This is a genomic window from Cellvibrio sp. UBA7661 (assembly GCA_002483365.1).
In the GTDB taxonomy this organism is placed as follows: Bacteria; Pseudomonadota; Gammaproteobacteria; order Pseudomonadales; family Cellvibrionaceae; genus Cellvibrio.
Genome location: DLHT01000017.1, coordinates 1 through 14,595, shown reverse-complemented (window position 1 = coordinate 14,595; position 14,595 = coordinate 1). Strand labels below are relative to the sequence as shown.

Genomic DNA, 14,595 nt, shown 5'->3' with positions numbered 1-14,595 from the left:
GCGAAGTCCGGCCAAATTTGCCAATAATCGCAATAACTTATATATTTGATGCCTATTTTATGCCGTATCGACCTTGGGCAAAAAACATTGTCCAAGCGACACCCTGTGTTAATTGAGTGAAAAATCCCCCCGGTTAACCAATCACGAGCCTATCGCTGATCGGCATTGATAGATTCATTTTTTCACGCAGCACCTATGAAATTAGCGACGCTCTCGCGTCATCTATTTGGCGTTATTTTTTGGCGTCTTTTTATTGGAGAACATCATGTCCACGCTCATGAATACTTACGGCACCAGAACCCTGACCCTGACCAAGGGCGAGGGCAGCCGAGTATGGGATGACAGTGGCAAATCCTATCTGGACGCCATCAGCGGCATCGCCGTTTGCGGCTTGGGCCATGCACATCCTGCGGTTACCAAGGCTATTTCTGAACAGGCGGCCACGCTTTTGCACGTGTCCAATTTATACAATATTCCCCAGCAACAGCAGCTGGCGGATTTACTCATCAAAGCATCGGGCATGGATAAGGTGTTCTTCTCCAACTCCGGTGCAGAAGCCAATGAAGCGGCGATCAAAATCGCACGTAAATATGGCAATGATAAAGGTGTGAAGACGCCCACCATTATCGTCATGGGCAACAGTTTCCATGGCCGGACAATGGCCACCCTCAGCGCCACCGGCAATACCAAAGTACAAATTGGTTTTGAGCCATTGGTAGAAGGTTTTGTGCGAGTTCCTTATAACGATGTTGAAGCGGTTAAATCAGCCATTGCTGAACATAAAAACATCGTTGCCATTCTGGTTGAACCAGTCCAGGGCGAAGGCGGTGTGCGGGTTCCTGCCGCAGACTATCTGAACCAGTTGCGCACCATCGCCGACCAACACGACTTATTGTTGATGCTGGATGAAATCCAGACTGGCAATGGTCGTACCGGTACTTTCTTTGCCTATCAGCACAATGGCCTGCTGCCCGATGTTGTAACAACCGCAAAAGGATTGGGTAATGGCATGCCAATTGGTGCCTGCCTTGCGCGCAGCAAAGCTGCTGAAGTACTGCAACCGGGCAACCACGGCACCACTTTTGGCGGCAATCCGCTCGCATGCAGTGCGGGTATTGCAGTCATCAAAACGCTCCAATCAAGCAACCTGATTGAGCGCGCTAAAAAGCTGGGCGATAAATTGCTGAGCGATTTCAAAACCGCACTCGCAGACAACCCTAAAGTGGTTGATATCCGTGGCAAAGGTTTGATGATCGGCATTGAGCTGAACGCCCCCTGCCCCGAGTTGGTACAAAAAGGCCGCGATTTGGGCGTGTTGATTAACGTGACAGCGGTAAACACTATCCGTTTGCTGCCAACCTTTATCCTCACTGATGCCGAAGCAGATGAACTGGTGAGCAAGGTTGTACAGCTAATAACAGAGTTTTAAACAAGTGCGCGCAATAAAGCGCGCACTGCAATAAAAGAGCAATGATTATGGTTCCCCAAAAGGCACCGAGACATTTCCTAACCCTCACAGATATTAACCGCGCTGAACTGCAGCAGATTATTGCACGCGCTATCGAACTCAAAGCCATGTTGCGCAAGGGCGAAGCCCCTGAGATTTTTAACAACAAAGTGCTGGCGATGATCTTTGAAAAAAACTCTACCCGCACCCGGGTTTCATTTGAATCCGGCGTTGCCAAACTGGGTGGTCACGCAATTTTCCTGTCTACCAAAGACTCCCAATTAGGGCGCGGTGAACCGATCGAAGACGCTGCACGTTGTATCGCCAGCATGGTCGATATGGTCATGATCAGAACCTTTGGCCACCACATTGTTGAACGTTTTGCCGAATACTCACGTGTGCCGGTGATCAATGGCCTGACCGATGAATACCATCCTTGCCAGCTGCTGGCTGACATTCAGACTTACGTGGAAAAACGCGGCTCTCTCGCCGGTAAAACGGTCGCTTGGGTGGGTGATGGCAATAACATGTGCAACACCTATATTCAGGCAGCAGAGTTGTGTGATTTTGAATTGCGCATTGCTACACCAAAAGGCTTTGAACCAGAAGACGAGTTTGTTACTCCCTACCAACATCGCGTAACTCTGGGCAATGACCCACGTGTGGCGGTTGCTGATGCTGATTTGGTGGTGACTGACACCTGGGCATCAATGGGGCAAGAAGACGAGAAGAAACAGCGCGAGAAAATCTTTATGGGCTATCAAGTCAATAAAGAACTGATGGCGCTCGCTAAATCCGATGCGATCTTTATGCATTGCTTGCCCGCTTATCGTGGCAAAGAAGTGTCAGCCGACATACTCGATGCACCTGACTCGGTTGTATGGGAAGAGGCAGAGAACCGTATGCACGCCCAAAACGCTCTGATGGAATTCCTGTTCAACCAATAGATTCCTCAAAACACACGCAATAAAACCCGCTTATCCCCACGGAAAGCGGGTTTTATTGTTTTTGCCCCATCACTTCTTCCTGGCACCAAAAAAGAACATCAAAATGACAACGTTGCCTTTTGTGCCCTGTTTGGCTGCAACGCAAAAACACCAAAAAAATACAGTAAGTCATACAAATTAAGAAAAATGACCCAAAATAATACTTTTAATAACATTAAATGATTTTAAATTAATTTAATATTCACTATATGAATAAAAACGATAATTTTTCCTGTTCTTGTGAAAAAACAATCTGAGAAAAAGTAACAAAAAGTAACACTTTGAAATTTTTGATGCCTATAATTCTTTCGTGGGTGCAGTTAAACATTCTGGTTAATCTTACTTCCTGAGGGTTTTATCATGACAAAATCATTCGCTTCAAAATCTACTCTTGTTTTTTCTTTGCTTTTAATGACAACGTTGTCCGACATGGTGAGCGCTGAGTCATTCTCTTCGTATAAAAAAGTGCCGGGCGTTGTGAAGGCAGTAGATGCAGCAGAAAGCACTATCACCGTCACCACTGAAGAAGGCGTTACCAAAACCTTTACTGTTATCAAAGGCGCAAAGGTGGCTACCGAGAAAGGTCGTGTGATGTCGTTGAGCTCGCTGCAAAAGGGTGACACCGTCATCTTGAAAAACCGTGTATCCAGCACAGTTGCAGGTGAGCTCAAAAGCAAAACATTAAGCGCTAACTAATGCTATAAAGCCGCAACATAACAACAGGCTTATCATTTGTTTTGACCACTGCAATGAGCCCCTTATGGGGCTTATTGTTTTTAAGGCGTATGCATTTATATAACTAATTAATTTTAACCTTGCATACGTATTCAAAATATTTCGTAAAAAAAATTACCGTATTCTGATGGTGGAAGTTGTTGTTGCATGTGACTACATGCATATAAACCTAATAAAGATAATCATCAAAACTTCGGTATCCACTATGAAAACACTCCCCAAACTTTTGTTTGCTTCACTGCTATTTCCATTAATTTCAATTTCAGCCCAAGCTCAGACAACATTTGTCCATTTATTTGAATGGAAATGGAATGACATCGCCTCAGAGTGCGAAAACGTTTTAGGCCCGAAAGGTTATGCGGCCGTACAAGTTTCTCCTCCACAAAAATCCGTTACAGGAAATGCCTGGTGGACGCGTTATCAACCCGTCAGCTATTCCATCGAAGGCCGTTCAGGCACACGTGCAGAATTTGCAAGCATGGTGTCACGCTGTAAAGCGGTCGGTGTGGATATTTATGTCGATGCCGTGATTAACCACATGGCTGCAGGTGGGCGTAATTTCCCTGAAGTACCTTACAGTGCAAATGATTTTCACACCTGCACCACCAATATTGATTACACGAACGCCTGGCAAGTACAGAATTGCGATTTGGTTGGCTTAAACGATTTAAAAACTGAATCAGATTATGTGCGCGCAAAAATTGCAGCTTATATGAATGATTTATTGAGCCTGGGTGTAGCAGGTTTCCGTATCGATGCAGCGAAACATATGCCGAGTGCCGATATCGCCAACATCATTAGCCGCTTAAATGGCAATCCGTATATTTTCCAGGAAGTTATTGGAGCGGCTAACGAACCTATCACTCCATCGCAATACACTTACATCAGCGACGTCACTGAATTTAATTTCAGTAACACGCTCGGACATTATTTTAAAGGCCGTGCGCCCTTAAAAGATTTACGCAATATCGGTGTGTGGAGTGGATGGCTTGCGAGCAGTGATGCAGTGACTTTTGTTGCCAACCATGACAATCAACGTCAAAACACCAGCAATATTGTGACGCACAAAGATGGCATGAATGTGAATAATATTGCGCATGTGTTCATGCTCGCCTTCCCTTACGGCTACACACAAGTGATGTCCAGTTACGATTGGACAGACCACGATCAAGGTCCACCAAGCACCGCTGCAAGTGCATGCAATAACGGCTGGCTGTGTGAGCACCGCAATCGCGAAATTGCCAATATGGTTGGTTTCCGCAACGCGACTAAAGATGCATTTTATGTTTCTAACTGGTGGGACAACGGTGCAAATGCTATTGCATTCGGTCGCGGCAGTTCAGGCTTTGTCGTTGTTAATGGTGAAAACAGTTCGATCAACGTGACATTGCAAACGGGAATGGCCGCCGGTAGCTATTGCAACGTAATCACCGGCGATTACGTAAATGGCACCTGCACCGACGCGAGTATTACCGTTGCAGCCAACGGTACTGCAACATTTACTGTTGGCGCAAAAGCCGCAGCAGCTATTCATATAAAAGCGAAAAATGGCGATGTGGTTGGCAACAACTGTGTTTATTCTTCAATGAAATTGCGCGGTACGTTTAACAATTGGGGCAGCACCGATATGACCTGCTCTGCCGGCACTTGGGCTGGCAGCGTAACATTTGCAGGCAACAGCACTGATCGTTTTAAATTCGACGCCTATGGCAATTGGGTTAATAATTGGGGCAACAACAACAGCGATTTGATTGCCGATGCCGCAGGTAATGATATTGCTGTAACAACCGCAGGCACTTACACCATTACGTTCAATGATGCGAGTTTGCAATACAGCGTTACCCGCAATAACACCAGCAGTTCTGTTGCAAGTTCGAGTGCAGCAGCCAGTAGTGTTGCCGCGAGTTCAACACCTGCAAACTCAAGTACACCCGCCAGCTCAAGCAGCGCGCAAAGTTCAAACGCAGCGACAGTCAATGTGGCATTCACCTGCCAAAATGGCACGACTTACACAGGGCAAAGTGTGTACGTTGTTGGTAACCACGTCGCGCTGGGTAATTGGAACCTTGCATCGGCGATCAAACTCAATCCGACCAGCTACCCAACCTGGACTGGTAATATCACATTGCCCGCGAACACAGCGCTCGAATGGAAATGTGTAAAACGTCAGGAAAATAATGCAACGCTAGGTGTTGTATGGGAAAGCGGCGGCAACAATCTATTGAATACCAGTAATGCAACCAGCACCTTGGGCGCGTTTTAATAAGAATTTTCGTCATACTCGCCATTGCGGGTATGACGATTCCCAGATAATCCACTCCTGTTGTACTCGTATACAAATTTGATAAAAAATCAAACCGTTAAATTAATTTCTTGCATAACACCCACCTTTCCATCTTCTGTTAAATAAATTCCGGAATTGGCGACTTCACCGAGCGAATTATTTTTTTCATCTTTCAATTGGAACGATGAAGAAACGTGGCCTAAAAATATCGCACCAATATTTTTATCACCCAAGCCGACTAACTGTGTTGATCCATCTTCATTGGTAGACCAGATGCGCAACTGGTGGTAAATACTGTCGCCTTCGTCAATAAAATAATTGCCATCTTCATCGTACGCAGCAAGTTCGGCAAAACCACGCCCGCTACTGGGGCCAAATAATTCAGTGCCATTATTAATCACACCATCGCCATTACGATCCAACGCCAGGTAGCCACTGCCGGGGCGTAAACTGGCAATTTGTTCTGCGCTGCCATCGGAATCCAGATCAAATGCAAAACGTGTTTGGCTAAGACTTGCGCCCTTCCCATCAAAATTGATAACAAGAGGATCGATTTTTTGGCTGCCGGCCTGAATCGCCAGAGAAGATTCCTGTACAAATTCGCGGTTCATCGACATATCCACCGTGAACGCGATTTCACGGCCATCCTGGGTGCGAACAATTCCCGCCGCTTTGAATTGCATACGTTCTTGTTCCTGATAGCGCTCCTGCCGCTGGTAGACAATTCCCGGGCCACTGCTGCGCACCACAGCTTGACCTGGCGCAGAGGTATCCACATTCAACGTTTGGACGTTACCGCCCGCCACCGCTTGCACCGATGCAGGTTCAACTATCTGCATGTCATGACCGGTAATCGATTTGTACATCGCTGCCAGAATCATCATGTTCAAACGCGAACGCCAATCCATCTCTACCGTTAAATCCAATGTTTCGCGCTGTCGATGCATGGCGAGGAGCGAACCTGCAGCGGATAAATCCACAGCAACATCAGGCTCAGCCTGCGATTGGGGTGCGGCCGAGGGCACCGCAGGCGGCGCGGCGGGTTGATCCAACCAGAACTCCAGCGACTCTTTCATGCTGCGTTCTTCACGATATTCCCGCTGTGCGGCCATGCCGATAAAGGCGTTAGAAATAATCATAGTGCCATCCGTTTTTGCCAAAACCAGTGAGTTGCCATCGATAGAAAGACCAAGGGCTAGAATCTATAGCGGCAAAAGCGTTGATTTTTTAAGCTAAATTTGGCGCATAAATTAGAATAATAAGTTATTAGCAGATGCCAATTGGCATAGATTCAGGCAATACAACGGCTAAATCACTTAACCAATCACCGGAAAGCTGGGATGGGATGAATTGAAATGGGACGGGATGAGATGAGATGAGATGAGATGAGATGAGATGAAATCAAACAGGAATAAATTAATTGCGCGCCAGAGCCAACTGGGTTTTGTAGCGCTGGTGCAGGATGTTTACCCGAAACACATAGGTCTTGGTTTCTTCATAGGGCGGTACACCTTTGTAGCGCTCGACCGCACCGGGGCCCGCATTGTAAGCCGCGGTTGCCAGTGTGATGTTGCCATCAAACCGTTCCAGCAGCCACGCCAGATACTTCACTCCACCCTCAATATTCTGCGCCGCGTTCGATGTATCACGCACGCCCATATCTTTGGCGGTACCCGGCATCAACTGCATCAACCCCATAGCACCTTTGCGCGAACGGGCAAGAGGATTGAAGTTGGATTCTGCATGGATCACCGCACGCACCAGCGAAGGATCAACCCCGTGTTTGCGAGCGGCCTGACTGATGGAGTAAGTAAACTCGGTCATATACAAGCGTGTTGCACGCCAGTCCACGCGCGATAGCGGGTTACAGGCATAACAGGAGTTATACACGATCACTTCATAGTCGGCCTTGCGCGGCTGACGGTCTGAATAGGCAACCGCCCCATCTTTGCGATACTTAAAAAACTTGAAGGGTTGTGCAGGTTGTTTACTGGCAGCGGCCTCGGCCTCCAAACGCTCCTGCTCTTTGCGCGCTTTTTCTTCTGCTGCGGTTTTCTCGGCAATCCGCCGGACATGGGCCTCAAAGTCAGCAAGACTCGATTCCTGAGCTGCCTCACGCGTCGGCTCACCCACGCTTTTGTCGGTGGCGATATCGGTCTTCACATCCGCCCATACGCCAACACTGGCCAGCGCCAGTATCAGGGAGGTAAATGACAACCAGGTTTTACACACAGCAAACACCACGATTCGTAACAGGAAAAAACGGCTCAAAAAATCCAGCCGGGAGATTCAGTGTAGCCCAACAAAACCAGGGGCTCTGTCACCAAAATCCATTTTCGTGACTTATTGCAGCTTATCGACATCTACCGGCATTCAGGAATGCGTGCCTAACAATCAGGATTCCAGCCACACATCGCGGATCCAATGCCAAATCGAGGGCCAGCTCTCATCGGTCATGTCGCCATCGCGCCAGAACAAAATCTCGCCATCCGGCTCGGCGCAGTAATAACTGCCATTGTCTTCACAGATAGGCAATAAATGGCGCGGCACGCCCATCGCCCATGCGGTAGCCGTCACTTCCGGCAAATAGGTGTGGGAGTTGGGATCGGCAGCGGTAACAGGCTCCAGTGAACCGTATACAACGTCGCTTGCCTCTAGCAGAAAAGTGCGCACATCACGCGGGATTGGCAACAGAATCTCTTCTTCAATTTCGACCAGCTTGTCTTCATCGGGCAAATCCAGCGGAACCGGTACGGGTTCGTTGTAATCGCGTAACAAATCCAACACATCATCGATATCGGCCATGGGGTTACCTGTCAATAATAAAAGGACAGGGACTATAGCCCGAAGCGCTCGCCAATCACAACTGTTGAAATAAGGACATCTGCTGATCGACTAATTGCCCCAACGACTCATTCATAAAATGCAAAATACTGTCTGCAACCGGCGTTAATTGTTTATCCACATAGTGTTGATAATCGATCGGGCTTTGGCGCATGTTCATATCCACGTCATAACGGCCGACCGGTTCCGGGCCATTACTGGTAATCACATAACTGATCCAATCGCCGCGGCGAAGCGATTCACCCGTCAGTTGCACATACTTGCGTGCGGCTTGCACATGCGGCGGCACATTTTTTTGATACTCATGTAAATGGCGACGCAAGCGTTTGCGATAAATCAACTGCAGATCGCGCTTGCCAGCCAAGACTTCATCGTTAGTGGTGCGCACAAAATCCAGATAGTCTTCACCGGCAAAAACTTTGCGGTACAGCTCCGCCTGAAAATCTTTGGCGATCTGTGTCCAATCGGTACGGACATTTTCCAGCCCTTTAAATACCATTTCACGCTTGCCATTATTCTCTACCAAACCGGCATAACGTTTTTTAGTCCCCAACTCCGATCCCCGCATCGTCGGCATTAAAAAACGTAAATAATGTGTCTCATATTGGATTTCCAGCGCGCTGTTAATCGCAAACTCATCCAGTAAGGTTTTCTGCCACCACTGGTTTAATTCTTTCGCAAGGCGTTTGCCAATGGCATTACATTGGGCTGTGTCTTTTGGCTTTTTTCCAACACAATTATTTTCCAACCACACAAACAGCGAGTCAGTATCGCCATAAATTACCGCATAACCTTGCTGCTCAATCCAATCGCGGCTGCGCTGGATAATGTCATGCCCGCGCATCGTAATTGAACTGCTGACGCGAGGATCAAAAAAGCGGCAGCCGGTCGAACCCAGCACACCATAAAATGAATTCATAATAATTTTGATGGCGTGGGATAGCGGTGCATTTTTATGCTGTTTGGCGCGGTCTCGCGCAGCCGATAACTGCTCAATAATATTGGGCAGGATATGCCATTCACGCGCAAAATAAGCACCATTAAAACCCGGCACAATTTGCTCTGCAGGCAATTGTTGGTGTTGCGCCAACCAAAACGCACAAGGATCAATTAAAAACGTACGCATAATGCTCGGATACAGACTTTTAAAATCCAGCACTAATACATTGTCATAAATGCCCGGACGGGAATCCATGACATAACCACCCGGGCTATAAATATCCGATTCCAGTTCACCCAGGTTGGGCGCGATATAACCGCGCCGGTGCAAGCGTGGCAAATATAAATATTCAAATGCCGCCACCGAACCGCCAATACGGTCTAACAGCAAGCCTGTCAGCTGGCTGCGCTCCATCGCAAAATTCAACAATTGTTGTTGCTGGAAAATTTTCCACACCAACTCACAGTCGCGCAGGTTATAGTCCGCTAGCGCAAGCTTGTCATGGTTAAATAAATAAGTAATGTCATCAGCGCGATCGTTACCGCTAATTAACTTTCCCTCGCCCAATAATTCTTCCGCAATATTCTGCAATGAATAACTGTCATAACGATAATTCGCTGCTTTTAATAACTCGATACCATCCAGTGCAACCCGTCCGGGGATCACTACATAACTGCGACCAGTATCGGCATCATCATGTCGCCAATGAATGCTTTGGTTTGCGCGCCCTAACTGCAGCTCCATATTCAGGCTTTTGCAGATGTTTTCCAGCACCAGTAAATCAAACTGTACGACACTCCAACCAATCACAATATCCGGATCAGCTGTGCGGAAAAATTCAAAAAAAACTAACAAACAGTGTTTGGCATCGGCACAAAAAATCACCGTTTCAGTATTAACGCCCTCTCCCACCATAAATACCTTCTTCCCTGCATCGCACCAGACACCAATTGAATAAAGCTGCTTCGCATCCATCGATGTTTCGATATCGAGCGACAACATTTTTAATGCAGGCCGCCACAGAGCATCCTCCACCGGAGCCAGCTTTGGATTGATAATAGGAAATGGGTTTACAGGAAAATCGATTTGTGCAGCAGCAGTAATAAAACGCTCCATTAAAAACCGTTCAGGCGGGCGAATATCTGCTTCCCAGAAAGGAATGTCTTGTTGCTGCAAAATAATCTGCGCATCGCGCGCAATACGGTGCTGGCGGAAATACAGTGCATTCACTGTTTTGTTATGAAAGTTTTTTAATTCAACTTCTGCCATATGCCAGTGGCGTAAAGTTTTAAGCAATTGCTGGATGAGCTGAGTCTGCTCGCGCAATACAAAGAACACCACCGTCTGGCCCGTTATTTGAGTCCAACAACTGCCCGTTTCTGTCGCCCACCATAAATCCAGCACCACACCCTCACGGGTATCGCGCCACTGGCGGGTCAATAAAAAGGCATTGGTCATAGCGCACGGGACAACACTGGTTAAGCAACCAGCATTATCCCGCAGATGGTAGGTGCGCGCAATCAGCGCTGATAGATAGAAAAAACCCAATCAAATGATGCAATGTCTCATTTGGCGTGATTAGGTGTAATTAATGGCTGGCTACTCATCATCACCGCACTGATGGTCAACCCCGGTAAATTATATTCAGCATCAAGATTGCTAATAACAAGCACCACCTCTTTCCCCTTTGCATTCTGCACTTGTACTTGATAAGTCCACGGCTGATCTTTTAAATCATCATCACTTTCGCAGTGTAATTCTCGTTGGGCGACTTGTTGTTCCAGTTTTGCCTCGACGTTTGCAACAATACCAATACAACTTCCGTGGATAACAAGATAAACATTATCCTGTGGAATTGTGGCAGATACCGTAAAGTTACCCGGCGTTGTTGTTGCCGCAAATAACATACTGATGGCAACTGGCGCGCTGGTGGTATTTTTAAAACGTTCGCCGCCCTTCCATGAATAAGTAGTAACGCCCGTAAACCCGAGTGTTTGTTCATCTGCAAGCTGGGCAGTGACACCTTTGATATAACCAGCACCGGCTTTGCGGTCGTAAGAAATAATCTCGCCTTTTGCCAAAGCCTCACCACTGTTACCACTTGGCAAATACCAATCTATATCTGCCAAATCACTCAACGCCATGGACTCGGGAACAACAGGCACAAGCGAAACTGTGAGTGAAGGTTTTTGGGAACAAGCCATCAACCCCCACACCAGCATTAACACCGTCATTAACGTTTTGATCTGTAAAAAAGATAAATGAACATTCTTCATAGCAATTCCCTTGATACGTTGACTATTTTTTAAAACAGACAAAACGTTTATGTTTTATCGAGAAAAAAACTGTTTTTTATATAAGGTGCGACAGGTTATCGCATATTCTTTTTGGCGAATGTCCACCCTTGCATGCTGGAAATACCCGGTGGATTGCCGGTAAAGAATTTCTTCGCTTTTTTGTCACCTTTCAACTGCCAGTTAAACCACTCGGTTGCCACTTTGGCGAAATCCCCACCGAACGGTTGGGCATAGGTGCCGCCATGCCCTACATCCAAATTGCCGACAAATACCGGAACATGGTTAATTTTTTCTACATCATCCATGCCGTTTTTATAGGCGATATCGGAAGGGCCACCGAGCAGGTAAAGTGTTGGGGTATGGATTTTTTTAAGATCATCTTTTATTAGCTGCGGCATCATCGGCATTGCATTGCCACGCACAGCATCAATGAAAATTCCGCTGTTCGCTACTACCAACGTTTTAATTCTAGGATCATCTGCCACTTCCAATGCTTGCAAGCCACCGCATGACATACCTGCTACAGCGATATTTTTAGTGTCGATTTTCTTGAAGTAGTTGCTGCTTTTATTAGTGTTCTGTGCAACAGCCCAATCAATTGCAGCACGCAATTTTGCTGATGTTGATCGCTCTTTAACTTGCTCACCGGTTTCTTTCGGGATAAAACCCGTCGCAATCACCACATACCCTTGTGATGCAATTTCATTTAAAAAATTGACGTGCTCCCAAGGGGAGTCAAAACAAGCACCATTCCCCCACACAATTAACGGCAAGCTTTTTCTGCCGGTAAATTTATCGATATTGTTTGGCCTGAAAATCGTGTGAGTAGGTAATGAAGCGTCTTTAAGCATGATAGCGCTATATTTACCGCTGCCTCCGCTTTCAACAACCCTTGATTCAACTGTTTGAGCAAACGATGGTGCAGATAACAATAATAAGCACAAAAAGGTATAACTAATTGCCTTCATGGTGTTTCCCTAAAGTCAGGTTTAATAATTAAGATGAAGCCAACGTGATACTCGCAAAAAGTCACGTTAACCCAATCATGATTTCGCCGTTTTTATAATAATTTTTTAAAGGGATGTATTTGGTATCAACTTTTTATTATGGATAAACACAAGACATTTTCGCTTATGACCTGCACGCAAGAAATAATTCGGCAGGAAAATAATCTGGCATGTCATTTTTTATTTCATCAAATGGGTTCACGCATTAATTCACGCCGAATTCTGCCAATTGCAGCCATAGGATTAAGCCCCTTAGGGCATACCCAAGAACAGTTTCCGATACTTCGACAGCGGAAGAGACTAAATGGATCATCAAGATCACTTAATCGCCCATCTCGCGCTTGATCACGACTATCAAGAAGAAATCGTAACGATTGTAATAAGGCAGACGGCCCCAAATATTTTTCAGGATTCCACCACCAGGAAGGGCATTGCGATGTACAACATCCACAGAGTATACATTCATACAATCCATCAAGCTGTTCCCGCTCCTCCGGGGACTGCATCCTTTCGATTGCAGGCGGAACATCCTCGTTAATAAGCCAAGGTCTCACACGCTTATATTGTTCGAAAAACAGGGTTTGATCTACAACAAGATCGCGAATGACAGGCATACCAGGGAGAGGTCTGATAATCAGCGTGTTAGAGGTGCCGATAGCTTCCCCAACAGGTTTTATACAGGCCAGCCAGTTCTTGCCATTAATATTCATTCCGTCTGAACCACAAACCCCCTCGCGACATGAGCGTCGATATGCCAAGCTTGTATCTCTTTCTCGAAGATATTCCAAAGCATCCAGAACCATTCGATTGCGAAACTCTTTAGGGAGCGATAGAGACTGCATGTAAGGCGAAGCATCTTGTTCAGGGTTGTACCGATATATTTGGACATTGATCATGAACTCTCCTCCCTTCACTGTGAAGCAACACGAAGTTGATGGGTAACCCGGGATGCTTGCCGTATTCACCCACTTGTCGCGTGCGCTGTTTTGTTGCCCCTGGTCAACTGAATATCCGGCAGATTATCCGCCACCTCACGATAAGTCTTTTTTGATAAAAGCACCTCAACAACAGGCGCTATAGGTTCTGCCCATATCTCTGGAAGATCTGCCTCACCATCAGAGATTATTGAGAATGCTAATTTCTCAATCGGAGGACAAAAGTCAGCCGATACGCCCTCCTTGTTTCCTCTGGCATCAATTCGGTACCACCCATGATTTTCAAAGTACACCGCATTTAAACCGTGCAAACAAAACGGCGGCTTATCATTGTTAATGGTCAGACGTTGATAACACAGTCCGGCGGGAATACCGTTCGCACGCAATAGTGCCGCGAGCAGGTGGCTCTTCGCATAGCAGTAACCCGTTCCGTGTCTCAAAACGTCGGATGCCTTACATGTCACAGGGCCGCACTGATAATCCCAACTATGCTTTATCTGATCCCGGACGAAGATAAAGCACCTTTCTGCGATAATCTCAGCACTTCCAGCACCATCGGCCAGCAACTTCGCTTTAGCCGAAACCTCTGGCACTTTCCAATCTATGTATTCTGTTGACTCAAGATACTGATGCACGATCTCAATTTCCTATTACGATTAACACCATATTAACCGGCAGAACTTACATTGTGGATTATAGAATATTTTGCGCAGTAAAATTAAAAATTGTGAATTACAAAATATGCAATGTACATGCTGCACTTATGATTTTACCGTTTTACTTGCAAGAGATGAATGCTCTACAAGCTCGGCATTTATGAAAGCAGCAATCATTGCACGATAAACGGCTTCAGTAACGTCGGGATTTGCTGCTGATTCAACTGCAAGAGCGCGTACTTTTGAAATTACTTGCTCGACTCTCTGGGGCGCTTTAACGTCTTCGGTTGTCTTTTTGAAGCGAGCGGCTTGCATAACAAAGCCGCCACGCTGAGCAATTAGGTTAACAATTTTTTGGTCGATAGCATCGATATTTGAACGAACTTCATCAAGGGAACTGCAAGTTACGATATTGTTCATTTTTAACTCCTTGTTTTGTGCCTATAACGAAGCCGTAGAAAAAC

At 46.4% G+C, this 14,595-nt stretch carries 13 protein-coding genes; 4 read left to right on the top strand and 9 right to left on the bottom strand.

Going from position 1 to position 14,595, the window contains the following annotated elements:
* Positions 1–265 precede the first annotated feature (265 nt).
* From B2739_RS13300 to B2739_RS13285, 4 genes are all read left to right on the top strand, one after another.
* A complete protein-coding gene (locus B2739_RS13300) occupies positions 266–1,429 on the top strand; it encodes an acetylornithine transaminase (protein ID WP_331346335.1) in 1,164 nt (387 codons plus the stop codon).
* A gap of 47 nt (positions 1,430–1,476) precedes the next feature.
* Entirely contained in the window at positions 1,477–2,394 is a 918-nt protein-coding gene (gene argF / locus B2739_RS13295; RefSeq protein ID WP_331346334.1) for an ornithine carbamoyltransferase, read from the top strand.
* A 399-nt stretch (positions 2,395–2,793) separates the two neighbouring features.
* Positions 2,794–3,129: a hypothetical protein gene (locus B2739_RS13290; RefSeq protein WP_331346333.1), complete on the top strand. Its 336-nt coding sequence runs from the start codon at positions 2,794–2,796 to the stop codon at positions 3,127–3,129.
* A 244-nt stretch (positions 3,130–3,373) separates the two neighbouring features.
* On the top strand, positions 3,374–5,431 hold the full coding sequence (locus tag B2739_RS13285) for a carbohydrate-binding module family 20 domain-containing protein (protein ID WP_331346332.1): 2,058 nt from the start codon (positions 3,374–3,376) through the stop codon (positions 5,429–5,431).
* A gap of 89 nt (positions 5,432–5,520) precedes the next feature.
* Here B2739_RS13285 and B2739_RS13280 read toward each other — a convergent pair whose 3' ends face one another.
* From B2739_RS13280 to B2739_RS13240, 9 genes are all read right to left on the bottom strand, one after another.
* Entirely contained in the window at positions 5,521–6,591 is a 1,071-nt protein-coding gene (locus tag B2739_RS13280) for a hypothetical protein (RefSeq protein ID WP_331346331.1), read from the bottom strand.
* Positions 6,592–6,868: 277 nt separating this feature from the next.
* Complete coding sequence (locus B2739_RS13275) at positions 6,869–7,684, bottom strand: lytic transglycosylase domain-containing protein (protein ID WP_331346330.1); 816 nt, start codon at positions 7,682–7,684, stop codon at positions 6,869–6,871.
* Between the two features lie 162 nt (positions 7,685–7,846).
* Positions 7,847–8,248: an SMI1/KNR4 family protein gene (locus tag B2739_RS13270; protein WP_414633232.1), complete on the bottom strand. Its 402-nt coding sequence runs from the start codon at positions 8,246–8,248 to the stop codon at positions 7,847–7,849.
* Between the two features lie 64 nt (positions 8,249–8,312).
* Positions 8,313–10,694: a DNA polymerase II gene (locus B2739_RS13265; RefSeq protein ID WP_331346328.1), complete on the bottom strand. Its 2,382-nt coding sequence runs from the start codon at positions 10,692–10,694 to the stop codon at positions 8,313–8,315.
* A gap of 107 nt (positions 10,695–10,801) precedes the next feature.
* A complete protein-coding gene (locus B2739_RS13260; protein ID WP_331346327.1) occupies positions 10,802–11,512 on the bottom strand; it encodes a hypothetical protein in 711 nt (236 codons plus the stop codon).
* Positions 11,513–11,607: 95 nt separating this feature from the next.
* On the bottom strand, positions 11,608–12,501 hold the full coding sequence (locus B2739_RS13255) for a dienelactone hydrolase family protein (protein WP_331346326.1): 894 nt from the start codon (positions 12,499–12,501) through the stop codon (positions 11,608–11,610).
* 227 nt (positions 12,502–12,728) lie between these two features.
* Positions 12,729–13,436 carry a succinate dehydrogenase iron-sulfur subunit gene (locus B2739_RS13250; protein WP_331346325.1) on the bottom strand — a complete coding sequence of 236 codons (708 nt, stop codon included), beginning with the start codon at positions 13,434–13,436 and terminating at the stop codon, positions 12,729–12,731.
* Positions 13,437–13,501: 65 nt separating this feature from the next.
* Positions 13,502–14,110, bottom strand: coding sequence for a transglutaminase family protein (locus B2739_RS13245; protein WP_331346324.1), 609 nt, complete (start codon positions 14,108–14,110; stop codon positions 13,502–13,504).
* Positions 14,111–14,236: 126 nt separating this feature from the next.
* Complete coding sequence (locus tag B2739_RS13240) at positions 14,237–14,551, bottom strand: chorismate mutase (protein ID WP_331346323.1); 315 nt, start codon at positions 14,549–14,551, stop codon at positions 14,237–14,239.
* Between the last annotated feature and the right edge of the window lie 44 nt (positions 14,552–14,595).